A 21,922-nucleotide genomic window follows, 5' to 3' on the forward strand; every position below is an offset into this window, starting at 1 on the left:
ACCGGGAAACCTCGCCGGAATCGAGGTCAGATCGTCCGCTCGGCGAGCTGCGCGCCCGCACCTGGCCGCGACTGCCGCGACTTCGGCCCAGCCGCTTCGGTCGGGGTTCGGCGGATTCGGGCTCAGGGAGCGTTGTGGATTCAGTCAGGCGTTCGCGGGTTCCTTGGCGGGCTCGCGTACCGGCTCATGATCATCGTCGACCATGGTCGTCTCGTCGAACGGATCCTGGCCGGCGAGCACCCGGTTCACCTGGTCGCGGTCGATCGTCCTGGTCCAGGTGCCGACCAGCAGCGTCGCGACGGAGTTGCCGGCGAAGTTGGTCAGCGCCCGCGCCTCCGACATGAACCGGTCGATGCCGACGATCAGGCCGACGCCGTCGACCAGGTCCGGCCGGTGCGAGTTCAGGCCGCCGGCCAGCGTGGCCAGGCCGGCGCCGGTGACCCCGGCCGCGCCCTTGGAGGCGATCATCATGAAGATCAGCAACGAGATCTGCTCCGGCAGTTGCAGCGGGTCGCCCATCGCCGAGGCGATGAAGAGCGATGCCATGGTCAGGTAGATCGCCGTACCGTCGAGGTTGAACGAGTAGCCGGTCGGCACCACCACGCCGACGGTGGACCGGGACACACCGAGATGCTCCATCTTCGCGATCAGCCGGGGCAGCGCCGACTCCGACGACGAGGTGGAGACGATCAACAGGAACTCCCGGGCCAGATAGCGCAGCACCTTGAAGATGTTGAGTCCGGTGAAGATCTTCAGCAGCAGGCCGAGGACGCCGAAGACGAAGGCGATGCAGGTGGCATAGAACCCGACCATGATCACCGCCATACTGCGCAGCGCGTCGACGCCGGTCGCGCCGACCACGGCGGCGATCGCGCCGAAGGCACCGACTGGGGCGACCCACATGATCATCGCCAGCACCCGGAAGACCAGCTTCTGCAGGTGGCCGATGCCGCGCAGGATCGGCTCACCGGACTTGCCCATGGCCTGCAGCGCGAAGCCGACCAGGAGGGCGACCAGCAGCGTCTGCAGCACCGTCTCGGTGGTCAGCGCCGAGAACAGCGTGTCCGGGATGATGTTGAGGACGAAGTCGACCGTGGTCTCCTCGCCGCCCTCGGCCTGCTGCTGCCCCTGCTCGGCGACCTCGTCGGACAGCCGCAGTCCCTCGCCGGGATGCAGCACATTGCCGACCAGCAGGCCGATCGCCAGCGCGACCGTCGACATCCCGATGAAGTAGACCAGCGCGATGCTGCCGACCCGGCCCACCTGAGCGGCACTGCGGACCGAGCCGATGCCGAGCACCAGGGTGCAGAAGATCACCGGCGTGATCATCATCCGGATCAGGTCGACGAAGCCGGCGCCGAGGGGCTTCATGGCCTTGCCGACGTCCGGGGCGACCAGCCCGACCAGGATGCCCAGCAGGACGGCCGCGATCACCGCGAGATAGAGGAAATGGGTCTTGTCGCGCTTGCGCCTGGGACCAGGAAGGGGTGGCGGGGTTACGGTTTCGCTGCCAACGGATGACATGGTGACTCCTCGGACGACGCTGTTCTTCCGGACGGTGCTCTTACGGTGCGGCAGGTCTGCGTCCCCGGCGGGCTTTCGTACATAGAGTTCTTCCCGAAGGGAGAGCAGGTGGCAACGAGGTCACGGGGTCCGACCGTCGCCGGCCAGATCATGGTGCTGCAGCTGGCGGCAGCGCTGGTGGTGATCGGGCTGGCCGCCGGTTTCGGGTACGTCGACGCCCGGCTGGACGCCGAGCAGTCGGCCGGCGACCGCGCGCTCGCGATCGCCCGCAGCGTGGCCGATTCGCCGGAGATCGTCCGGGCCATCGACGCCGAGGACCCGCCGGCGACCCTGCAGCCGTACGCGGAAAGGGTCCGGCGGGACACCGAGACCGACTTCGTCGTGATCATGACTCCGGACGGGATCCGTTACACACATCCGAATCCGGCCAACATCGGGCAGCGCTTCCTCGGCACGATCGAACCGGCCCGGCAGGGCCGCAGCCACGTCGAGCAATATGCCGGCACGCTCGGGCCGTCGATGCGGGCGGTCGTCCCGGTGACCGCCGACGACCGGGTCGTCGCCCTGGTCTCGGTCGGGATCACCATCGCGCGGATCGACGCCGCCGTCCTGCGCAGCCTGCCCGCGCTGGCCGGCGCGATGGGGATTGCGCTGCTGATCGGCGTGATCGGCGCGGCCGCGATCGGCCGCCGGCTGCGCCGCCAGACGCACGGGCTCGGTCCGGCCGAACTGAGCCGGATGTACGAGTACTACGACGCTGTGCTGCACTCGATCCGGGAGGGGCTGATCCTGCTCGACGGGACCGGCCGGGTCCGGCTGGCCAACGACGAGGCGCTGCGCCTGTTCGGGCTGTCCGGCGACGTCAGCGGCCGCCCGATCGGTGAGCTGGGCCTGCCGGAGACCCTGACCGAGTCCCTGATGGGCGATGATCAGGTCCTCGACGAGGTGCAGCTGGTCGGCGACCGGCTGCTGGTGCTGAACCGGAGGCCGACCACCATCGAGGGCCGGAGTCTCGGGTTCGTCGTCACGGTCCGCGATCACACGGAGCTGCAGGCGATCGCGACCGAACTGGACGCGGTGCGCGGGATGGCCGATTCGCTGCGGGCGCAGAGCCACGAGGCGGCGAACCGGCTGCACACGGTGGTGTCCTTGATCGAGATGGGCCGGGCCGACGAGGCGATCGCGTTCGCGACGGCCGAGCTGGAGCTGGCCCAGCGGCTGACCGACCGGGTGGTCGGGCAGGTGGACGACCCGGTGGTCGCGGCGCTGCTGCTCGGCAAGGCCGAACAGGCCGCTGAGCGCGGCATCGAGTTGATCATCGGAGCGGCGGACGTGGTCGGTGATCACCGGTTCCAGTCCCGGGACCTGATCACCATGATCGGCAACCTGATCGACAACGCGGTGGACGCCGCGGCCTCGCGGCCGGACGGGATCCGGCAGGTCAGGGTCGAGATCACGCTGTGCGGCGAGTCGTTGCGGATCGTGGTGGGGGACAGCGGTCCCGGGCTCAGTGCCGCCGCCCGGCTGCACGCGTTCGACCGCGGCTGGTCCAGCAAACCGGCCGGGGCGCACGGCCGCGGCATCGGCCTGGCCCTGGTGGTGCAGACCGTCCGGCGGCTGTCCGGCCGGCTCGACGTCGGCCGGAGCGACCTGGGCGGTGCCGAGTTCGTGATCATGGTCGAGCCGGCGCCGGAAGGTGCCCGATCATGACCTTCCGGGTGCTGGTCGTCGAGGACGAGCCGATCGCCGCGGAGGCCGCGGCGGAGTACCTGCGCCGGCTGTCCGGTTTCGCCTTGGCCGGCGTGGCCCATTCGGCGGCCGAGGCGGTCCGGGTGCTGAACGCCGACTCCGGGCTGGACCTGATCCTGCTCGACATGAACCTGCCGGACACCCACGGCCTGGAACTGCTCCGGCTGGTCCGCGGCACCGGCCGGCCCTGCGACGTGATCGCGGTGACCTCGGCCCGGGAGGTCACCCTGATCCGGCAGGCGGTGGCGCAGGGCGTGGTGTCGTACCTGCTGAAACCGTTCACGTTCGCCGGTTTCCGGGCCAAGCTCGAGTCCTATGCCGCCTACCGGCAGCAGCTGGCCGCGGGCCCGGAGGTGGTCAACCAGTCCGGCCTCGACGCGATGATCGGGCTGCTCCGGCCGCCGCCCGGCCACGAGGAACTGCCCAAGGGCCTCAGCCCGGAGACCCTGGAGCGGGTCACGGCGCTGCTTCGGCAGGGGCCCGCGTCGGCGGCCGAGGTGGCGGCGGCGGTGGGTGTCTCCCGGGTCACCGCGCGACGCTACCTCGAGCATCTGGCCGTGGCTAGGCTGGCCGAGCGGGACTCTCGCTACGGCGGGCCGGGGCGGCCTGAGGTGGAGTATCGCTGGTCCGGTCCAGGATCGCGATGACCGCCTCCCGGAACGGCTCGGCCGCGTCTGGCCCGAGCCGCTCCCCGAGACAGTGGGTCCGGAAGGCGAGCCGGGTCTGCCGCAACTCGTCCGGCCCGAGAAGTTGATCAAGGTTCGGCGCCAGCCCGGCCAGGTCCGGTCCGATCACGTACGCGGCTCCGGCGACCTTGAACTCGGCCCGGAAGGCGTCCGCGTCGAGCTTCGTCGTGATCATGGCGAACGGCTTGCCGGAGGCCAGGAAGTCCGAGGCGACCGACGAGACGTCGGTGATCAAGGCGTCGGCGGCGTTGCAGCAGTCGGCCACCTCGGCCTCCACCTCGGCCGCCGCGCCCCAGCGGTGCGGCCGGCCCGACCGTTCATGATCATCGGCGAGCAGTCGGTGGATCTCGGCGATCCGGCCGGCGTCGGTGGGATCGCGGTGGCTCAGCGGGTGCGGCCGGAAGATCACAATCGCGCCGCGGTCGAGCAGGGCCCGGACGAGTTCCGCGCCCCAGGCCAGTGAGCAGTAGTTCGTGCTCTCCCTCCCGCCGCGCCAGGTCGGCGCGTAGAACACGGTCCGCGGCTCGCCGGGCGGAACGTCGTCGGCCACGGCGATCCGCTCGATCTGAGGCCGGCCGATCAGGACGAACTTCTCCTCCGGCACCGTGATGCCGTGGGTGGCGTACCGCTCGATCGCGAGTTTCCCGGCGACGAACAGCCGGTCGTAGCTCGCGTGCCGCGGATGGAAGTTGGCCGGCTTGTCGGAGTCGCCGTGGTTCAGCCAGATGTGGGTGAGGTTGCGGAACCGCTGGAACGTCTGGTTGGCCGGGCTGCCCTGGACGTAGAACGCGGCCCGCAGCGTCGGCACCACCATCCGGTCCAGGCAGCGGGACACGTCGGCCGGGTCCGGGACCAGGATCGGCGCCGGGGTGAGCTCCGCGATCGCGGGCACGGTCGACGCATCCCGCGTGATCACGAAGTACGGCCGCCCCAGCCGCTCCAGGTACGGCAGCCACATGCCCAGCTGGTACTTCACGCCCGAACTGGCCGCGTAGTAGACCGCGAACTCGGGCCGATACTTGGCCAGCGCGGCCGGGACACCGTCGACGGCACGGCGCTCGGCCAGCCGGGCCCGGAGCGCGTCGAACCCGACCACGGCCTGCAGTGGTACGGCGAGCAGCGCGACCACCAGCCAGACCCAGCCGGGCGCACCGACCGCCGCGAGGATCACGCCGATCACGATCACCGCCAGCCAGGCCTGCACCTGGATCCCGGACGGCAGCCGCGGCTCGGGGATCGCCGGAGCGCTGGGAAGCTGCACGGTCCGCTGGCCACGGGCCGCCAGCAGGGTCCGTACCGAAGGTTCGGTGAGCACCGTGAGCATCGCGATGCCGGCCGCCAGATACCACCAGCCGGCATCCTCGGGGCGGCGCAGTACGGCACCGGCGGCGACCGCCAGGACCAGCAAGGCCCGAGCCGCGACCGTCGCGACCTCGGCCCGGGCGCCCGCGGGACGGAGTAGCGGACGGCGTAGTCGCCGGACCAGCAGGACCAGGCTGATCAGGCCGCAGCCGATGCCGATGATCACCGGCACGGTGCCGCCGCCGGCCAGCAGCAGACAGACGGCGGCGATCGCGCCGAGGTTGATCAGGCCGTGCCAGAAGGGGTCGGTCGGGAGGCGACGAAGCTTCCCGAGTCGCGCCCGGAGAGCGATCATCGGGTCAGCGTAGACCTTCGTACCCGGGCGCGGTCGCTATCCGCGCCCAGTACGGTGGGACCTCGGCGAGGAGGCAAGCTCTTTCCGGGAGATGGCGGGGCAGATGGAGCGTGACGTGCGGGCAGCGATCGGTCGGCTGCTGCCGCGGCGACGGGGCGACGGCACGGCGAGCGGCGAGCCGTTGCCGGTGATCACGAGTTGGAATCTGCCCGGGGCACCGGCAGCCACGTCCGCCGATCCGCGGATCGGCCGGTCCGACCGGGCCCGGCTGGCGCGGGCCCTGCGCTCGCTGCGGCCGACCTTCGCGATGCCGTACGCGGGACACTGGGGCGCCCGCTACCAGTGCCAGATGTGGGAGCCGTACCTGGCCGCCTCCGGCGAGCCGTACCTCATGATCACCACGGACCCCGGCGCCGCCGACCTGATCCGTCAGGTGACCCGGGCGCCGCTGCTGCTGATCGCCGACCCGACGCCGGACGACCTCGACCTGGTGCTGCCGAAAACCGTCCGGGCCGCCTTCTATGTTCAGAACAGCAAGCGGAACCGGGCCTTCCTCGAGCTGGATCGGATGACCCACGTCTGGCTCAACCACGGCGACTCCGACAAGCGGGCCAACGCCAACGAGCGACACGCCGAGTACGACCGGGTCGTGACCTGCGGCGAGGCCGGGATCGAGCGGTACGCCGCCCACGGCGTCCAGATCCCGCGGAACCGGTTCGACGTGCTGGGCCGGCCCCAGGCCGGCGACATCGCGGACGGCCCGCGGCCCGCCGGCAGCCCGACCACGGTGCTCTACGCTCCGACCTGGCGGGGCGTCGATCCCCGCGATGATCACACGTCGCTGCCGCTGGCGCCGCGGCTGATCGAGGCCCTGCTGGACCGCGAGCTGACCGTGATCTTCCGCGGCCACCCGTTCAGCGGCCGGCACGCCGAGGACCGGACGGCGATCGCCGAGGCACACATGATGCTCGCCGAGGACCGCGACCAGAGTGGCCGAAAGCACCTGTGGGGTGCCGCGGCGGAACTGGACCGGTCACTGGCCGACTGCATCAACGCCGCCGACGCGCTGATCTCCGACGTGTCGGGCGTGGTGACCGACTTCCTCGCCTCCGGCCGGCCGTACGCGATGACGGCGATGGCCGAGCCGGACCCCGACGCGTTCCGGGCCGCGTTCCCGATCGGCCGGTCGGGGTACGTGATCGACCGCGAACTGGCCGAGCTGGACGGGGTGCTGGACGAACTGCTCGGCGCCGACCCGCTGGCCGGCCGGCGGGCCGAGCTCCGTACCCACTATCTCGGGCCGTTCCACGGCTCCGAGTCGGCCGAGGCGGTGGCGGACTACGTGCGCGACCTCACCCGGGGCGGGCGGCTCACTCGACGGTGAGTTCCCCCATGACGTCCCAGTCGTCGCCGTCGATCGAGCGGCTGATGATCTTGGGCGTCGAGGCCAGCGCCTGCGGCAGGTCCTGCATCGCCTTCTTGAAATGATCACTGTTGACGTGCGGCCCGGCGCCGTCGTCGGTGAACGCCTCGACCAGCACGAACTCGGCGGGATTCTCGACGCTGCGGGACCAGTCGAACCAGAGGTTGCCGGGCTCGGCGCGGGTCGCCGCGGTGAAGCCGGCGACCAGGTCCATCCAGCGCTCCGACCAGTCCGGCTTGGTGGTGAACTTGACCACGATGAAGTGCATCGGCGCCTCCGCTCTCAGGGGTACGGGTTGCGGCCATCATGGCACCGAATCGGCCACGCGGCGGGGCTCGGTGGTGCACCATGGACCCATGGTCGAGCAGGCGCGGTCGCCTGATCAAAGCAGGTCCGGCCCGGTGGAGCGCACGCTGGCGATCCTCGAACTCGTCGCCGAGCGAGGAGGAGCGGGCGCGCGCGAGGTCGCGAACGCCCTCGGCCTCCCACTGCCGACCGTCTACCGGCTGACCAAGGACCTGGTGGACAGCGACTACCTGGTGCACATCCGCAGCGAGGGCCGGTACGAGCTCGGCTACAAGCTGCACCGGCTCGGCCTGGCGCTGCACCGCCAGCTCGGCCTGTCCCGCCCGGTCGCCCGGGAGATCGCCGCGCTCCACGAGTCGACCGGGTTCGCCGCCTATCTCGCGCTCTACCGCGGCGGCGAACTGGTCCTGGTGCACGTCGTCGACTCGCCGGACTGCCCGCGGCTGAAGCCGCTGCGGTTCGGTTTCCACGAGGTGCCGCACAGCACCGCGTTCGGCAAGATCCTGCTGGCCGACCTGGACCCGGCCGGCCGCGATCTGTTCCTGGCCCGGCACCCGCTGCGAGCCCTGACCGCGAACACGATCACCGAACGGATCACGCTGGACGCCGAGCTGGAGGAGGTCGCCCGGCGCGGGATCTCCTGGGAGCACGAGGAATTCCTCCCGGGTTGGGCGTGCGCGGCGGTACCGGTCCGCGGCGGCGACTCGGCGCTGCTCGGCGCCGTCGCGGTGTCCGCCCAACCCGAGCGGCTGACCGGAGTCGAACAGCGGGTGGCGGCCCGGCTGCGGCAGGTCGCGTCCCGCGTCGGCGCCTGTCTGCGGGGCTCCGAGACCTGATCGATCGCCTCTCGACGAGTGAGAATCGTTGTGGTCAAGGAACTTCGGCGGGACTAGCCTCCTGCTATCCCGCTGCGGCGCGGGACAAGGGGGCACTGATGCCGGACGAATCCTCGGTCGAAGATCAACTCGCACCGGGCGGACTGCGCCAGGACACCACGAGCGAACCTGATCATGAACCGGAGCCGCTGACCGAGGCGCAACGCCGCACCCTGGTCCGGCTGATCCGCCTCGCCTATCCGCACCCGGACTTCCCGGACGGCCCGTACCAGCGAGCGGCGGAGGCGGTCCAGGACGCCGTCGGACCCCTCGCCGAGGGTCTTGATCAACTCGATGCCGAGGCCGGCGGCTCCTTCATCGAGCTCGGTGACGACGAGGCGACCGCCGTGGTGGAGCGGATCGCCGACTCGGACTTCTTCGGTCTGGTCCACGGGACGGTGATCGTCGCGCTCTACGATGATCATGAAATGTGGGAGCTGCTCGGCTACGAAGGGCCGTCCTTCGACAAGGGCGGCTACCTGGACCGCGGCTTCGATGATCTTGACTGGCTGCCCCGGCCGCGGATCGAGGAATACACCGCGGAGCAGCGGGCCGAGGTCGTCCCGCCCGCCGGCGGTGATCACTGATGGCCGCCATCGACGCCGCCGAGCCGGTGGTGGTGATCATCGGGTCCGGCGCCGGGGGCGGCACGCTGGCGTACGAACTCACCGGGGCGGGCGTGCCCTGCGTGCTGCTGGAGGCCGGGCCGCACCTGACCAACGACGACTACGAGAACGACGAGTGGCGGGCGTTCCAGCAGCTGTCCTGGCTGGATCCGCGGACCACCAGCGGCTCCTGGCGGATAGCCCAGGACTTCCCGAACCTGCCGGCCTGGACCGTCAAGGCGGTCGGCGGTTCGACCACCCACTGGTCCGGCGCGACGCCGCGGTCCATGGCGCACGAGTTCCGCACCCGCAGCACCTACGGCGACATCGACGGCGCCGCCCTGCTGGACTGGCCGATCACGCTCGAGGAACTCGCGCCCTGGTACGACAAGGCGGAGATCGCGCTGGGCTCCACCCATCGGCACGGCCGGCCGCCGCTGCCGGCCAACAACAACTACTTCGTGTTCGCGAACGGGGCCGAGCGGGTCGGTTACAAGTTCTACGCGACCGGCCCGTACGCGACGAACGCCGAGCCCTACGACGGCCGCCCGGCGTCGATCCAGGACGGGTTCAACTTCCAGGGCGACAAGAACACCTCGAAGTGGTCCACCCTGGTCCGGGAGATCCCGCGGGCGCTGGCGACCGGCCGGCTCGACCTGCGCCCGGAGTGCCAGGCGACCAAGATCAGCCACAACGCGGCCGGCAAGGTCGACGCGGTGGAGTACGTCGACGCGGCCGGCCGGCTGCACCGGCAGGCGGCCCGGATCGTCTGTGTGGCAGGGAATTCGATCGAGACACCGCGGCTGCTGCTGCTCAGCGCGAGCACCCTGCACCCGGACGGGCTGGCCAACGCGTCCGGCCAGGTCGGCCGGAACTACCTGCGGCACACCACCGGCTCGGCGTACGCGATCTTCGAGCAGCCGGTCCGGATGTACCGCGGCGAGACGATGGCCGGCGTGATCGCCGACGAGGCCAGGCACGATCCCGGCCGCGGCTTCGCCGGCGGCTACTACCTCGAAACGCTCTCGCTCGGCCCGGCCTTCCTGGCCAGCTTCATCGAGCCCGGCGAGTGGGGCCGGCCGTTCACCGAGAAGCTGGAGGCCTACGTCCGCACGGCAGGGCTGTGGATCGTCGGCGAGGACCTGCCGCAGCCGACCAACCGGGTCACCCTGAACGACGAGGTCCATGATCGACACGGGGTTCCGGTGGCGAACGTCCATTTCGATGATCATCCGAACGACGTGGCGATGCGCGAGCACGCCTATGCGGCCGCCGATGCGATCTACGGTGCGGTCGGGGCGCTCAGCGTGCACCACACGCCGCCGTACCCGTCGACCCACAACCTCGGCACCTGCCGGATGTCGGAGCGCGCCGAGGACGGCGTGGTGGACCGGTGGGGCCGGGCGCACACGGTACCGAACCTCTTCATCAGCGACGGGTCGGTGATGACCACCGGGGCCGCCGCCAACCCGACCCTGACGATCGTCGCGCTGGCGATCCGCCAGGCCGACTACTTGATCACCGAGATGAAGGCGGGTCGTCTCTGACCAAGGCCGCCCACTGCTACGGTCGGGCCCATCGGCTGCGGAGGGAGTGGGGATGCGGAAGCTCAAATACCTGCCCGCCCTGATCCTCGACATCGCACTGATCGGGCTCAGTTTCACCCTGGTGTTCCTCGACGATCTCCTGGTCCTGCTGGCCTGGACCGCCGCCGCGATCGGCTATCTGCTGATCCGGATCCGAAGGGTCCGCCGGGTCCGGCTCGGCCGCGATCCCGACTGGCGCGACGCCCTGATGCCGCGCCGGCTCGGTTACGTGTTCACGTTGTTGATCAGCCTCACCGGGATCGGCGCCGGCCTGTCCATCGTGATCGGGGACCGGTTCGGCGAGGCCATGTTCGGCGGGCTGCCGCCGGACGCGGCGAAACTGTTCGCCGTACCGGCCGTGATCATCTCCTGGGCGATCCTCCATTTCGGGTACGCCGAGCGTTACGCGCACCTCTACCAGGACGCGCTGCCGCAACGGATCCTGGACTTCCCCGAGCAGCCCGACCCGACCCTGGTCGAGTTCGCCTACTTCGCCTTCACCGTAGGAGTTTCCTTCGCGGTCTCCGACGTCGAGACGCGATCGACGCCGATCCGGGCCCAGCTCCTGGCGCACGCCGTGCTGTCGTTCCTCTACAACACCGCGACCCTCGGCATCGCGATCGGCGTGATCACCGGCGGTTGACCCGGGAGCGCCTGCGGCGCTGTGTTGATCATGTGCCCGCCGTCTTGATCATCTTCGTGCCCTGGGCCTTCGGGAGGGGAGAGGATCATGGCGCGGGAGGTCTGGGGGCCTGTGCGCGGGCAACCAGTCGCGCGCGGCGGTTTGGTGCCGCTGCCGCGGCCTGGGTGTGCGCGCGACGGCAGTCCCATCCACGCCCGCGCACAGACCCCCAGACCTCCCACGTCCCTTGGTGCCCACGGGTCGTGGTTCTCGGTCCCGAGCCGGTCGAGCTCTGGTCTCCGCGACTGCCAGACCGAGCGCTTGGTCGGGACCCACGGGAGCGCCGACTGAAGTTGGCGGCGGGCGCCTTCCCTTGGCTCGTTGAGGAATGCAGGGTCGAGGGCTGATCAGGGTCGCGGGTTGATCACGCGTCCAGCAGTCCCATTCGAGTGGAGACTTAACGACGTCCTCCGCGCGAATTTCACGTCGATTTCTCACCACTCGAACTGCCGCCCGAGGAATCCCCGTTCGCCGTGGTTCCGCGGTGGCCTGACACCCCAGACCCCAGCCCTCGCGCGCCATCTCACCGCCCCTTCGAAAGAACTGATTGCACTCTGCAATCAGAATGACGTATGCTGCGATGCATGCCAAAGGAAGCGGGGTCGTTGAAGCGCTGGCTCGGGCTCGTCGTGCTCGGTCTGCCGACCGTTCTGTTGTCGCTGGACATGAGCGTGCTGTACCTGGCCCTACCGCGGCTGAGTACGGACCTCGGGGCCGGGCAGACGGAGCAGTTGTGGGTCACCGACGTGTACGGCCTCGTGGTGGCCGGCCTGTTGATCACGATGGGCAACCTTGGCGATCGCATCGGCCGGCGGCGCCTGCTGCTGATCGGCGCGGTGATCTTCGGCATCGCTTCCGTGATCGCCGCGTTCGCCCCGACGATCGAGGTGCTGATCGCCGCCCGTGCCCTGCTCGGGATCGCCGGTGCCACGGTCGCCCCGTCGACCCTGGCGTTGATCAGCAACCTGTTCACCGACGAGCGGCAGCGGGCGATCGCGATCGGGGCCTGGATGTGCTGCTTCATGGGTGGGAACGCGGTCGGGCCGCTGGTCGGCGGGCTGCTGCTGGAGCACTTCTGGTGGGGCTCGGTGTTCCTGATCGCCGTACCGGTGATGATCATCCTGCTCGTCGCCGGGCCGTTCCTGCTGCCCGAGTTCCGGGCACCGAAGGCGGGCCGGATCGACCTGCCCAGCGTCGCGCTGTCGCTGGCCGCGATCCTCCCGTTCGTCTTCGGGGTCAAGGAATTCGCCCGCGGCGCCCCGCTCTGGCTGAGCCTGCTGCCGGTGATCGTCGGCGTCACCTCTGCGGTGATCTTCGTCCGGCGGCAACGCCGGCTGACCGACCCGCTGCTCCAGCTTCGGCTGTTCGCCGAGCCGACCTTCCGTACCGTGATCGTGATCATGGTCGTGTCGGCCTCGCTGATGGGCGGCACCTTCCTGCTGCTGTCGCTCTACCTGCAGACGGTGGCCCAGCTGACCCCGATCCAGGCCGGGATCTGGTTGCTGCCGCAGATGGTGGTCATGATCATCTCCAGCCTGGCTGCGCCGGTGCTGCTGCGCTGGGTGCGCCGTGGCCTGTTGATCTTCGTCGGGATCGCCGTCACCATGATCGGCTTCGCGATCCTCGCCCTGACCTCCGCGACCGGCGGCCCGCTGATCCCGGTGATCGGCTTCACCGTCGCGTGTGGCGGGATCGGCGGCGCGACCGCGCTGGCCACCGACCTCGTGGTCGGCTCGGCGCCGCCCGACCAGGCCGGTGCCGCGTCCGCGATCTCGGAGACCGGCAACGAACTCGGCATCGGGCTCGGCATCGCCCTGCTCGGCAGCGTCGGCACGCTGGTCTACCGGGCCTCGCTCGGCGCCGCCGCCGGCCCGGAGGTCAACGCCGGCATCTCCAAGGCGCTGGCCGTCGCCGCCACACTCCCGTCCGGTCAGGGCGAGGTCCTGGCCGCGACCGCCCGGCAGGCGTTCACCCACGGCCTGGTCGCGGTCGCGGTGCTCGGCACGGTCGTCCTGGCCGCCGTCGCGGTCGCCAGCTGGCTCCGCCTGGCCCGTACCGGCGGGGACCCGACACCGAGCGTGCCCGATGCGGAAATGCGGCCGGAACAGCAGGTCACGCTACGATGAAGCGGTGGTACCCGCTGAGCACCGACCGGCCCACCTCTGCGACTCCTCCGACACCCCCAGCAACGCTGACGCCCCGCGCGATGCCTGCGGTGTGTTCGGCGTCTGGGCGCCCGGCGAGGAAGTCGCCAAGCTGAGCTACTTCGGCCTCTACGCGCTGCAGCACCGCGGCCAGGAGTCGGCCGGGATCGCGGTCAGCAACGGGTCCCAGATCATGGTCTTCAAGGACATGGGGCTGGTCTCCCAGGTGTTCGACGAGCGCTCGCTGGAGTCACTCCGCGGCCACGTCGCGGTCGGCCACACCCGCTATTCGACGACCGGCGCCAGCGTCTGGGCCAACGCCCAGCCGACGTTCCGGCCGACCGCCACCGGCGGCATCGCGCTGGGGCACAACGGCAACCTGACCAACACCGTCGAGCTGGCCGACTGGCTGGCCGAGCGGGACCGTTCCGGCGGCTCGCTGGTGCCGGGCGCGCTGAGCGGCGAGGCGGTCAACGACACCTCGCTGGTGACGGCCCTGATCGCCACCTACCCCGACCTCAACACCGAGGACGCCGCCGCCGAGGTGCTGCCTCGCCTGCGCGGCGCGTACTGCCTGGTCTTCATGGACGAGGAGGCCCTGTACGCGGCCCGGGATCCGCAGGGCATCCACCCGCTGGTGCTGGGCCGGCTCGAGTCCGGCTGGGTGGTCGCCAGCGAGACCGCCGCACTGGACATCGTCGGTGCCTCGTTCATCCGCGAGGTCGAGCCGGGCGAGTTGATCACCATCGACTCCGCCGGCCTCAGGTCCCGCCGGTTCGCCGCGGCCGAGCCGAAGGGCTGCCTGTTCGAGCACATCTATCTGGCCCGGCCGGACACCACGATCTCCGGCCGCCGGGTGCATTCGACCCGGGTCGAGATCGGCCGGATCCTGGCCCGGCAGCACCCGACCACGGCCGACCTGGTGATCCCGGTGCCCGAGTCCGGGACCCCGGCCGCGATCGGGTACGCGGAGCAGTCCGGCATCCCGTACGGCGTCGGGCTGGTCAAGAACTCCTACGTCGGCCGGACGTTCATCCAGCCGAGCCAGACCATCCGCCAGCTCGGCATCCGGCTCAAGCTCAACCCGCTCCGGGACGTGATCGAGGGCAAGCGGCTGGTGGTCGTCGACGACACGATCGTCCGCGGCAACACCCAGCGCGCCCTGGTCCGGATGCTCCGCGAGGCCGGCGCCGCCGAGGTGCACGTACGGATCTCGTCGCCACCCGTGAAATGGCCCTGCTTCTACGGCATCGACTTCGCCACGAGGGCCGAGCTGATCGCCAACGGCCTGAGCACCGACGAGATCTGCCGCTCGATCGGCGCCGACTCGCTCGGCTACGTCAGCCTGGACGGCCTGATCCAGGCCACCACGGTGCCGAAGAACGACCTCTGCCGGGCCTGCTTCGACGGCGTCTACCCGGTCGAGCTGCCGCTGGCCGAACGGCTCGGCAAACAGGTCCTGGACACCGAACGGCGGACCGACCTCGACGGTGTCCCCACCCTGACCGCCGGCCTCGGCGCCGCCGACGCGCTGTCCCGCCCCTGAGGATCACCATGACCACCGAAGAGAAGTCGGCCTACGCCGCCGCCGGCGTGGACATCGACGCCGCCGACCGGTCCATCGACCTGATCAAGGAATGGGTCGGCAAGACGGCCCGGTCCGAGGTGATCGGCGGCCTCGGCGGGTTCGCCGGGTTGTTCGACGCCTCCGCGCTGAAGCGGTACGACCACCCGGTGCTGGCCACCTCGACCGACGGCGTCGGCACCAAGGTCGCGATCGCGCAGGCGATGGACGTGCACCACACGATCGGGTTCGACCTGGTCGGCATGGTGGTCGACGACCTCGTCGCGTGCGGTGCCGAACCGCTGTTCATGACCGACTACATCGCCTGCGGCAAGGTCGTACCGGAGCGGATCGAGGCGATCGTCAAGGGCATCGCCGAGGCCTGTGTCGCGGCCGGCTGTGCCCTGGTCGGCGGCGAGATCGCCGAGCACCCGGGCCTGCTCGAACCCGATGCGTACGACGTGGCCGGCGCCTCCACCGGCGTCGTCGAGCGCTCGAAGATCCTCGGCCCGGACCGGGTCCGCCCGGGCGACGCGGTGATCGCGATGGCCTCCTCCGGCCTGCACTCCAACGGCTACTCGCTGGCCCGCAAGGTGCTGCTGACCGACGCCGGCTGGGCGCTCGACCGCGACGTGCCCGAGCTCGGCCGGACCCTGGGCGAGGAACTGCTCACTCCGACCAAGGTGTACGCCCTCGACTGCCTGGCCCTGCTGAACGCGGTCGAGGTGCACACGTTCGCCCACGTGACCGGCGGCGGCCTGGCGGCCAACCTGGCCCGGGTGATCCCGGACCAGGTCCGGGTCACGGTGGACCGGTCGACCTGGACGCCGCAGCCGGTCTTCGATCTCATCCGTGAGATCGGCGACATTTCGGTGCCCGATCTCGAGGCGACGCTCAATCTCGGCGTCGGCATGATCGCCGTCGTTCCGGCCGAGGCGGCCGACGCCTCGCTCGCCGTACTCGCCGATCGGGGTGTCCAGGCCTGGGTTTGCGGGGAAGCCGTGGCCGCGGACCCGTCCGACACCGCGGAACGGGTTTCTCTCGCCGGGAATCACCCCCGGAGGTAAGCGGTGTCCGGACTCCGATTCCGGCGCGCGGGACAACAGCCCTCAGGTTGGCGGTGTCCCGACCATTGGGTAGCCTGTCTGTCACGACATGACCGACTTGAGCCCGCGGCTTACTCCGCCGGCAGACACATGCGAGGGGGTCGACCCAATATGGGACGCGGCCGTGCGAAGGCGAAGCAGACCAAGGTTGCCCGCGAACTGAAATATCGTCCGATGGATATGGATATTTCGTCGCTGGAGCAGGAGCTTCGAGGCGACGGGGGCCAGCACGTACCCCCGGCCTATGAAGATCTGGCAGCCGAGTACGACCAGGGCTCCGACTCCGATTCGGACGGCTACGGGGATCTCCGCAAGTCCGGATGATCCCGCGGACGACCGGCGGTGCCGGTCTACGTTGAGCCCATGAGCCACGACCCTCGGCCCGGCCCGGGCGGCGCCGACCCGTACCGTCAAGGTCCTCAGTGGCCTGGTCATCCCGGCACTGTTCCCTTCGGGGTGGCCCAGACTCCGCCGCTCTCCCAGGGCGACGAACGGCTGTGGGCGACGCTCGCGCATCTCTCGATCCCGGTCTTCGGGTTCGTCGGCCCGACCATCGTGTGGTTCGGGTTCGCGCGCCGCAGTGCCTGGCTGCGGGAGTCGATGGCGGAGGCGCTGAACTTCGCGATCCTGTACACGATCGCGCAGGTCGTCTCCACGTTGCTCGTCGTGATCCTGATCGGCGTGGTGCTGGTGCCGCTGGTCGGAATCGCCGCGGTGATCGTCTGCATCCTCGCGGCCATGGCCGCCCATCGCGGCGAGCTGTACCGTTATCCGGTGAATCTGCGGATCGTGCGGTAGATGGGACCCGCGCAATGACGGGCTGGCGGGAAGACATCCTGGACGGCTATCAACGACGGGATCTGGAGCTGCCGGGCGCCGAGGTGGCGATCGGCGAGGAGCCGGACACCGAACTGGTCGGCACGCTGGTGCGCCGGCTGCGGCCCGGTCCGCGGACCCGGGTGGCCGTCCTCTACGTGCACGGGTGGAACGACTACTTCTTCCAGACCCATCTGGCCGACGCGCTGATCGCCCTCGGCTACGACTTCTACGCCGTCGAACTGCGGCGGTACGGGCGCAGCCTGCGACCCGGGCAGCTGGCCGGCTTCGTTTCCGACCTCGACCATTACGACGCCGAGCTGGACGCCGCGAGTGCGGAAGTGCTGGCCGAGCACGACCACCTGGTGCTGATGGGCCACTCGACCGGCGGGCTGGTGGCGAGCCTTTGGGCGGACCGGCACCCGGACCGGCTGTCCGCGCTGGTGCTCAACTCGCCCTGGCTGGACCTGCAGGGCTCCTGGGTGGTCCGGGCGCTCGGCTCGCCGGTGATCGACGCGATCGGCGGCCGGCGGCCCACCGCCACCCTGCCGCTGCCGCCTGACCGCGGCTACTACGCCCGGACGTTGCACCGCGGCTTCGGCGGCGAATGGGACTACGACCAGACCTGGAAGCAGTCGCCGTCGCCGCCGGTCCGGGTGGGCTGGCTGCGGGCGATCCTGCGCGGCCACCAGCGGATCGCGGCCGGGCTCGCGCTGACCCAGCCGATCCTGGTGATGGCGGCCGGCCGGAGCGACTTCGGACTGCGCTGGAAGGAGACGTTCCTGGAGGCCGACATCATCCTCGACGTCGACCAGATCGTCGCCCGGGCGCCGAAGCTCGGCCGGCAGGTGACCGTGCTGCGGTTCGACGGCGGGATCCACGACCTGCTGCTGTCCGCCGAGCCGGTCCGGACCACCGTGCTGGACGAGCTGGGCCACTGGCTCGGCGCGTACGGACCGGCGACCGGCACGCCGCGAGAGCGACGCCACAGGGTGGCCCGGGAATCCGGCCCGGCCCGGACTGGTTGACTAGGAACGTGACCGAGATGCCTCATGTCGTGGTGCTGGGGGCAGGATTCGCAGGAATATCGGCGACCGCCGAGCTGGCGAAGTCGGGATTCCGGGTGACCCTGGTCGACCACCACCCGTACAACACGTTCCAGCCGTTGCTCTACCAGGTGGCCACCGGCGGGCTGAACCCGGGCGACGTCACTTACTCGCTGCGCTTCTTCGCGGCCCGCCGCCGCGGGGTACGGTTCCGGCGGACCACGGTGACCGGGATCGATCATGATCATCGGGCCCTGCTCTGCGCGGACGACCTGCGGATCCCGTACGACTATCTGATCGTCGCGACCGGGGTGACCACGAACCACTTCGGGATCCCGGGTGCCGCCGAGTTCTCGATGTCGATGTACACCCGCGCCGAGGCGCTCCGGGTCCGGGACACGATCTTCGGCGGCCTGGAGACGATCGCCAGCCACACCGACCCGGCCGTCGGTCCGGGCCGGTTCACCGTCGTCGTGGTCGGCGGCGGCGCGACCGGCGTCGAGATGGCCGGGGCGCTCGCCGAACTGCGCGACAACGCGGTCCGGTCCGTCTACCCGGAGCTGGACCCGGCCATGGTGCACGTGGTCCTGGTCGAGATGGGCGACGCTGTGCTGCCGCCGTTCGACGACTCGCTGCGGCAGTACGCCCTCCGCGAGTTGATCAAGCGCGGCGTGGACGTACGGCTGAAGACGGCGATCACCGAGGTGCACGCGGACCGGGTGGACTTCGCCGACGGCACCTCGATGGCGGTCGACCTGGTGATCTGGGCGGCCGGGGTGGCCGGCGACGAGGGGCTGGCCGACTGGAGCCTGCCGCTCGGCAAGGGCGGCCGGATCGAGGTCGAGCCGGATCTCCGGGTGATCGGCCAGGAGCGGATCTTCGCGGCCGGCGACATCGCCCTGATCGTGCGCGATCCGCAGGCCCAGCTGGCCCAGCCGGCGATCCAGGAGGGCAAGCACGCGGCCCGCCAGATCGCGCGGCTGCACCGGCACGAACAGCCGGAGCCGTTCGCGTACCGGGACAAGGGCACCATGGCCACGATCGGTCGGGCCGACGCGGTGATGCAGCTGCCGATCGGGATCAAGGGCCGCGGCCTGATCGCCTGGCTGGTCTGGATCGCCGTCCACATCGTTTCCCTGCTGGGCAACCGGAACCGGCTCCAGACCATGATCAACTTGATCTCCCGGTACGGCGGCCCGAAGCGGTCCGGGACGATCGTCGGCGACGTGCTCGACACGCCGGCCCGGAAGAAGGCGATCGAGGGCTCCTGAGCCCCGGGATCTCCCTGATTTCACCTGACCGATCGCCGGGTAGGCTGCCCGCATGGCACCGCTGGACGACGATGACGATCGCGTTCTCGACCATCTGATCGACGGTGGATTCCTGACCCCGAGCGAGATCCGGACGGCTCTGTTCGACGAGTATCTGGACGGCAACGTCACCGACGAGGAGCGGGTCACGATCGGTGCCGAGATCGACCGGCGGGTGGCCGAGGCCGAGCTCAGGCAGCGCGACTGGACCGGGCCGACGGCGTTCGAGCGGCTGGACCGGGCCTTCGCCCGGCTGAACCGGACCGATCAGGTGGTGGCGGTGCACAACGCCGGCTACACCCGCGACCAGGCGATGGAGCTGGTGGCGGCCGAATGCAAGGAGCGGGGCGGTTCCCGGGCCGGCATCCTCGGCGGCGTCTACTACACCGAGCAGGACATCGAGACAGCACTGGACACCCGGGTGCTGCGGCTCGGCTACTTCGCGGTCGGGCCGGACGCCGCCGCCTGTGACGCCGGGATCGCCCGGATGATGCCGAAGGTGCTCAGCCGGCTGATCGCGGAGGAATTGCCGGCCAGCTGGAACGGAGACCAGCGGAGCAAGATCGACATCGCTCCGCTGGACTGGACGAAGCGGCTGCCGGGCACCGGCCCGGCCGCCGCTCCCCGGCCGGGCCTGCTCGGCCGCCTGTTCGGCTAGGGACGCACGACACTAGCTCCGAACGTGCACTGAGCCTGTCGAAGTGCAAACACGCTCAGTTGATCTTGCGTCGGTAGATGACGATCGCGAAGCCGTACGCGACGGCGAGGATGCCGACCAGCCAGGCCAGCGCGATCCAGATCTCGCCGCCGATCGGTTGCTGCTCGAACAGGGCCCGGATGGTGTTCACGACCGCGGTGACCGGCTGGTGCTCGGCGAACCAGGCGACCGGGCCGGGCATCGACGAGGTGGGGACGAACGCCGAGCTGATGAACGGCAGGAAGATCAACGGGTAGCTGAACGCGGTGGCGCCGTCGATGGACTTCGCCGACAGGCCGGCGATCACGGCGATCCAGGTCAGGGTCAGCGTGAACAGGATCAGGATGCCGGTGACGGCGAGCCAGGCCAGCGGCGAGGCTCCGGTACGGAAGCCCATGATCAACGCCACGCCGATCACCAGCGCGACCGAGACCAGGTTCGCGGCCAGCGAGGTGAGCACGTGCGCCCAGAGCGCGCTGGACCGGGCGATCGGCATCGACTGGAAGCGTTCGAAGATGCCGCCCTGCAGGTCCAGGAACAGCCGGTACGCGGTGTAGGCGATGCCGGACGAGATCGTGATCAGCAAGATCCCGGGCAGCAGGTAGTTGACGTAGGCCGTGTCGGTCCCGGTGTTGATCGCGCCGCCGAGCACGAACACGAACAGCAGCATCAGGGCGATCGGCGTGACGGCGGTGGTGATGATCGTGTCCGGGCTGCGCAGGATGTGGCGCAGCGAGCGGCTGGTCAGGACGCCGGTGTCGGCGAGGACGTGGGTGGTCATCGGGATTCCTTCTCGGAGGAAGAGCCGACCAGGGTCAGGAAGACGTCCTCGAGCGAGGGCTGCTTCTCGACGTACTCGACCTTGGCGGGCGGCAGGAGTTGTTTGAGTTCGGCGAGGGTGCCGTTCTGGATGATCGTTCCCTCGTGCAGGATGGCGATCCGGTCGGCGAGCTGCTCGGCCTCGTCGAGGTACTGGGTGGTCAGCAGCACGGTGGTGCCGTTGTCGGCGAGCTGCTGGACGGTCTGCCAGACCTCGATCCGGCCCTGCGGGTCCAGCCCGGTGGTCGGCTCGTCGAGGAAGATGATCGGCGGGTCGCCGATCAGGCTCATCGCGATGTCGAGCCGGCGCCGCATGCCGCCCGAGTAGGTGGCCGCCCTGCGCTGACCCGCGTCGGTCAGCGAGAACCGTGCCAGCAGGTCGTCGGCCACCGCGCCCGGGTTCCTCAGGTGGCGCAGCTTGGCGATCAGGACGAGGTTCTCCCGTCCGGTGAGCACCTCGTCGACGGCCGCGAACTGGCCGGTCAGGCTGATCGACTCGCGGACCGCGGCAGGGTTGGTCGCGACATCGTGGCCGTAGACGGTGGCGCTGCCGCCGTCGGCCTTCAGCAGCGTGGACAGGATCCGGACCAGCGTGGTCTTGCCGGCGCCGTTGGAGCCGAGCAGCGCGAGGATGCTGCCGGGTGCGACCTCGAAGTCGACGCCGCGGAGCACCTGCAGGTCCTTGAAGGACTTCGTGATGCCCTGGACCCGGAGGGCGGGGGCGACTGCCCCGCCCTCCGGCCGGGTGGTGGTCGTGCTCATCGGTGGCCGGCCGGTGCGTCGGCGCGGTCGACGGCCTTGGTCAGGCGCTGCCGCTCGCGGGCGACCCAGCCGCCCCGGGCGTAGTCCAGCAGGAACGCGTCGAACACGGCGGGGTTGTCACCGGCGATCTCGGCGATCAGGCGCTCCCGCTGCGGGGCGGACAGGCCGGCGTCGGCGTACTGCCGAACGTAGGCCTTGGCGAAGTCCACCGGGTTGTCGCCGACGATCTCGCGGACCGGGGTGCCCGCGGCCGCCGCCTGCTCGAACCGGGTGGCGAGGTCCTCGAACGCGGTGGCCGCCTGGTCGGCGTCCGCCGGCCCGAACCGGAGCAGGTAGCGCTCCAGCGCCTTGATCGTCTTGCGGTACGGCTCCGGCAGCTGCCGGGTCCGGGCCTGGTAGGCCCGCCAGCGCCGCTTGTCGCCGATGATCTTGGTGGTGAACTCTGCGAGGGTCGTGGTCATGATCGTCTGCCGTTCTCTTCGGGGTGGTGGTGGCGGGTGTTCCGCCTCCGTGACCCCTAGATTTCCGGCACCGCCTGTCACCGGGCTGACACTGACCTGACATC

21 protein-coding genes are annotated in these 21,922 nt (G+C 70.3%); 15 read left to right on the forward strand and 6 right to left on the reverse strand.

Features of this window, described 5'->3' with window-relative positions; translation table 11 throughout:
• Positions 1 to 144: 144 nt before the first annotated feature.
• Positions 145 to 1,524: a cation:dicarboxylate symporter family transporter gene (locus BKA15_RS20720; RefSeq protein WP_179753939.1), complete on the reverse strand. Its 1,380-nt coding sequence runs from the start codon at positions 1,522 to 1,524 to the stop codon at positions 145 to 147.
• A gap of 108 nt (positions 1,525 to 1,632) precedes the next feature.
• Between BKA15_RS20720 and BKA15_RS20725 the strand changes: the two genes are divergently transcribed.
• Together BKA15_RS20725 and BKA15_RS20730 are read left to right on the forward strand one after the other, a co-directional pair.
• The gene (locus BKA15_RS20725) at positions 1,633 to 3,234 is read left to right on the forward strand and encodes an ATP-binding protein (protein WP_218871499.1); all 1,602 of its coding nucleotides are present in this window, start codon (positions 1,633 to 1,635) and stop codon (positions 3,232 to 3,234) included.
• Entirely contained in the window at positions 3,231 to 3,920 is a 690-nt protein-coding gene (locus tag BKA15_RS20730; protein ID WP_179753941.1) for a response regulator, read from the forward strand. The genes BKA15_RS20725 and BKA15_RS20730 overlap by 4 nt, the downstream gene beginning before the upstream one ends.
• Here BKA15_RS20730 and BKA15_RS20735 read toward each other — a convergent pair.
• Positions 3,835 to 5,616: a CDP-glycerol glycerophosphotransferase family protein gene (locus tag BKA15_RS20735; protein ID WP_179753943.1), complete on the reverse strand. Its 1,782-nt coding sequence runs from the start codon at positions 5,614 to 5,616 to the stop codon at positions 3,835 to 3,837. The genes BKA15_RS20730 and BKA15_RS20735 overlap by 86 nt on opposite strands.
• Before the next feature lie 103 nt (positions 5,617 to 5,719).
• Here BKA15_RS20735 and BKA15_RS20740 point away from each other — a divergent pair, with 103 nt between their 5' ends.
• Positions 5,720 to 7,000 (forward strand): CDP-glycerol glycerophosphotransferase family protein, encoded by a 1,281-nt coding sequence (locus BKA15_RS20740; RefSeq protein ID WP_179753945.1) that lies wholly within the window; start codon positions 5,720 to 5,722, stop codon positions 6,998 to 7,000.
• Here the strand turns inward: BKA15_RS20740 and BKA15_RS20745 are convergent.
• Positions 6,987 to 7,307, reverse strand: coding sequence for a putative quinol monooxygenase (locus tag BKA15_RS20745; protein WP_179753947.1), 321 nt, complete (start codon positions 7,305 to 7,307; stop codon positions 6,987 to 6,989). The genes BKA15_RS20740 and BKA15_RS20745 overlap by 14 nt on opposite strands.
• 88 nt (positions 7,308 to 7,395) lie before the next feature.
• Between BKA15_RS20745 and BKA15_RS20750 the strand changes: the two genes are divergently transcribed.
• The 12 genes from BKA15_RS20750 to BKA15_RS20805 all read left to right on the forward strand — a co-directional run bounded on the left by BKA15_RS20750 (position 7,396) and on the right by BKA15_RS20805 (position 19,737).
• Complete coding sequence (locus BKA15_RS20750) at positions 7,396 to 8,181, forward strand: IclR family transcriptional regulator (protein ID WP_179753949.1); 786 nt, start codon at positions 7,396 to 7,398, stop codon at positions 8,179 to 8,181.
• Between the two features lie 98 nt (positions 8,182 to 8,279).
• Positions 8,280 to 8,807, forward strand: coding sequence for a hypothetical protein (locus BKA15_RS20755; RefSeq protein WP_218871500.1), 528 nt, complete (start codon positions 8,280 to 8,282; stop codon positions 8,805 to 8,807).
• A complete protein-coding gene (locus BKA15_RS20760) occupies positions 8,807 to 10,372 on the forward strand; it encodes a GMC family oxidoreductase (RefSeq protein WP_179753951.1) in 1,566 nt (521 codons plus the stop codon). The genes BKA15_RS20755 and BKA15_RS20760 overlap by 1 nt, the downstream gene beginning before the upstream one ends.
• A 52-nt stretch (positions 10,373 to 10,424) precedes the next feature.
• Positions 10,425 to 11,054: a DUF1345 domain-containing protein gene (locus BKA15_RS20765; protein ID WP_179753953.1), complete on the forward strand. Its 630-nt coding sequence runs from the start codon at positions 10,425 to 10,427 to the stop codon at positions 11,052 to 11,054.
• A gap of 623 nt (positions 11,055 to 11,677) precedes the next feature.
• The gene (locus BKA15_RS20770; RefSeq protein ID WP_179753955.1) at positions 11,678 to 13,219 is read left to right on the forward strand and encodes an MFS transporter; all 1,542 of its coding nucleotides are present in this window, start codon (positions 11,678 to 11,680) and stop codon (positions 13,217 to 13,219) included.
• Positions 13,220 to 13,310: 91 nt separating this feature from the next.
• Positions 13,311 to 14,783, forward strand: a complete 1,473-nt coding sequence (gene purF / locus BKA15_RS20775; RefSeq protein ID WP_376766837.1) for an amidophosphoribosyltransferase — start codon at positions 13,311 to 13,313, stop codon at positions 14,781 to 14,783.
• Positions 14,784 to 14,791: 8 nt separating this feature from the next.
• Positions 14,792 to 15,868 (forward strand): phosphoribosylformylglycinamidine cyclo-ligase, encoded by a 1,077-nt coding sequence (gene purM, locus BKA15_RS20780; RefSeq protein WP_179753960.1) that lies wholly within the window; start codon positions 14,792 to 14,794, stop codon positions 15,866 to 15,868.
• A 150-nt stretch (positions 15,869 to 16,018) separates the two neighbouring features.
• On the forward strand, positions 16,019 to 16,231 hold the full coding sequence (locus tag BKA15_RS20785; RefSeq protein ID WP_179753962.1) for a DUF3073 domain-containing protein: 213 nt from the start codon (positions 16,019 to 16,021) through the stop codon (positions 16,229 to 16,231).
• Between the two features lie 39 nt (positions 16,232 to 16,270).
• On the forward strand, positions 16,271 to 16,705 hold the full coding sequence (locus BKA15_RS20790; RefSeq protein WP_179753964.1) for a DUF4870 domain-containing protein: 435 nt from the start codon (positions 16,271 to 16,273) through the stop codon (positions 16,703 to 16,705).
• Positions 16,706 to 16,719: 14 nt separating this feature from the next.
• The gene (locus BKA15_RS20795; protein ID WP_179753966.1) at positions 16,720 to 17,751 is read left to right on the forward strand and encodes an alpha/beta hydrolase; all 1,032 of its coding nucleotides are present in this window, start codon (positions 16,720 to 16,722) and stop codon (positions 17,749 to 17,751) included.
• A gap of 17 nt (positions 17,752 to 17,768) precedes the next feature.
• Positions 17,769 to 19,040, forward strand: a complete 1,272-nt coding sequence (locus tag BKA15_RS20800; RefSeq protein ID WP_218872234.1) for an NAD(P)/FAD-dependent oxidoreductase — start codon at positions 17,769 to 17,771, stop codon at positions 19,038 to 19,040.
• 52 nt (positions 19,041 to 19,092) lie between these two features.
• On the forward strand, positions 19,093 to 19,737 hold the full coding sequence (locus BKA15_RS20805) for a DUF6891 domain-containing protein (RefSeq protein ID WP_179753970.1): 645 nt from the start codon (positions 19,093 to 19,095) through the stop codon (positions 19,735 to 19,737).
• Between the two features lie 55 nt (positions 19,738 to 19,792).
• Here the strand turns inward: BKA15_RS20805 and BKA15_RS20810 are convergent, their stop codons facing one another.
• Genes BKA15_RS20810 through BKA15_RS20820 form a run of 3 tightly spaced genes read right to left on the reverse strand, consistent with a single transcriptional unit; the run spans position 19,793 to position 21,818 of the window.
• Entirely contained in the window at positions 19,793 to 20,557 is a 765-nt protein-coding gene (locus tag BKA15_RS20810) for an ABC transporter permease (RefSeq protein ID WP_179753972.1), read from the reverse strand.
• Positions 20,554 to 21,357, reverse strand: a complete 804-nt coding sequence (locus BKA15_RS20815; protein ID WP_179753974.1) for an ABC transporter ATP-binding protein — start codon at positions 21,355 to 21,357, stop codon at positions 20,554 to 20,556. Before BKA15_RS20815 ends, BKA15_RS20810 begins: the two co-directional genes overlap by 4 nt.
• Complete coding sequence (locus BKA15_RS20820; RefSeq protein WP_179753977.1) at positions 21,354 to 21,818, reverse strand: DUF1048 domain-containing protein; 465 nt, start codon at positions 21,816 to 21,818, stop codon at positions 21,354 to 21,356. The genes BKA15_RS20815 and BKA15_RS20820 overlap by 4 nt, the downstream gene beginning before the upstream one ends.
• Positions 21,819 to 21,922: the final 104 nt, after the last annotated feature.

The organism is Microlunatus parietis (assembly GCF_013407955.1).
Taxonomy (GTDB): Bacteria; Actinomycetota; Actinomycetes; order Propionibacteriales; family Propionibacteriaceae; genus Microlunatus; species Microlunatus parietis.

What these genes read in the sequence shown, in the direction of transcription:
- BKA15_RS20820 (WP_179753977.1), bottom strand. Translation starts at nt 21,818, where the DNA reads ATGACCACGACCCTCGCAGAGTTCACCACCAAGATCATCGGCGACAAG.
- BKA15_RS20815 (WP_179753974.1), bottom strand. Translation starts at nt 21,357, where the DNA reads ATGAGCACGACCACCACCCGGCCGGAGGGCGGGGCAGTCGCCCCCGCC.
- BKA15_RS20810 (WP_179753972.1), bottom strand. Translation starts at nt 20,557, where the DNA reads ATGACCACCCACGTCCTCGCCGACACCGGCGTCCTGACCAGCCGCTCG.
- BKA15_RS20785 (WP_179753962.1), top strand. Translation starts at nt 16,019, where the DNA reads ATGGGACGCGGCCGTGCGAAGGCGAAGCAGACCAAGGTTGCCCGCGAA.
- BKA15_RS20755 (WP_218871500.1), top strand. Translation starts at nt 8,280, where the DNA reads ATGCCGGACGAATCCTCGGTCGAAGATCAACTCGCACCGGGCGGACTG.
- BKA15_RS20760 (WP_179753951.1), top strand. Translation starts at nt 8,807, where the DNA reads ATGGCCGCCATCGACGCCGCCGAGCCGGTGGTGGTGATCATCGGGTCC.
- BKA15_RS20790 (WP_179753964.1), top strand. Translation starts at nt 16,271, where the DNA reads ATGAGCCACGACCCTCGGCCCGGCCCGGGCGGCGCCGACCCGTACCGT.
- BKA15_RS20805 (WP_179753970.1), top strand. Translation starts at nt 19,093, where the DNA reads ATGGCACCGCTGGACGACGATGACGATCGCGTTCTCGACCATCTGATC.
- BKA15_RS20735 (WP_179753943.1), bottom strand. Translation starts at nt 5,616, where the DNA reads ATGATCGCTCTCCGGGCGCGACTCGGGAAGCTTCGTCGCCTCCCGACC.
- BKA15_RS20730 (WP_179753941.1), top strand. Translation starts at nt 3,231, where the DNA reads ATGACCTTCCGGGTGCTGGTCGTCGAGGACGAGCCGATCGCCGCGGAG.
- BKA15_RS20750 (WP_179753949.1), top strand. Translation starts at nt 7,396, where the DNA reads ATGGTCGAGCAGGCGCGGTCGCCTGATCAAAGCAGGTCCGGCCCGGTG.
- BKA15_RS20765 (WP_179753953.1), top strand. Translation starts at nt 10,425, where the DNA reads ATGCGGAAGCTCAAATACCTGCCCGCCCTGATCCTCGACATCGCACTG.
- purM (WP_179753960.1), top strand. Translation starts at nt 14,792, where the DNA reads ATGACCACCGAAGAGAAGTCGGCCTACGCCGCCGCCGGCGTGGACATC.
- BKA15_RS20795 (WP_179753966.1), top strand. Translation starts at nt 16,720, where the DNA reads ATGACGGGCTGGCGGGAAGACATCCTGGACGGCTATCAACGACGGGAT.
- BKA15_RS20745 (WP_179753947.1), bottom strand. Translation starts at nt 7,307, where the DNA reads ATGCACTTCATCGTGGTCAAGTTCACCACCAAGCCGGACTGGTCGGAG.
- BKA15_RS20770 (WP_179753955.1), top strand. Translation starts at nt 11,678, where the DNA reads ATGCCAAAGGAAGCGGGGTCGTTGAAGCGCTGGCTCGGGCTCGTCGTG.
- BKA15_RS20720 (WP_179753939.1), bottom strand. Translation starts at nt 1,524, where the DNA reads ATGTCATCCGTTGGCAGCGAAACCGTAACCCCGCCACCCCTTCCTGGT.
- BKA15_RS20800 (WP_218872234.1), top strand. Translation starts at nt 17,769, where the DNA reads ATGCCTCATGTCGTGGTGCTGGGGGCAGGATTCGCAGGAATATCGGCG.
- BKA15_RS20740 (WP_179753945.1), top strand. Translation starts at nt 5,720, where the DNA reads ATGGAGCGTGACGTGCGGGCAGCGATCGGTCGGCTGCTGCCGCGGCGA.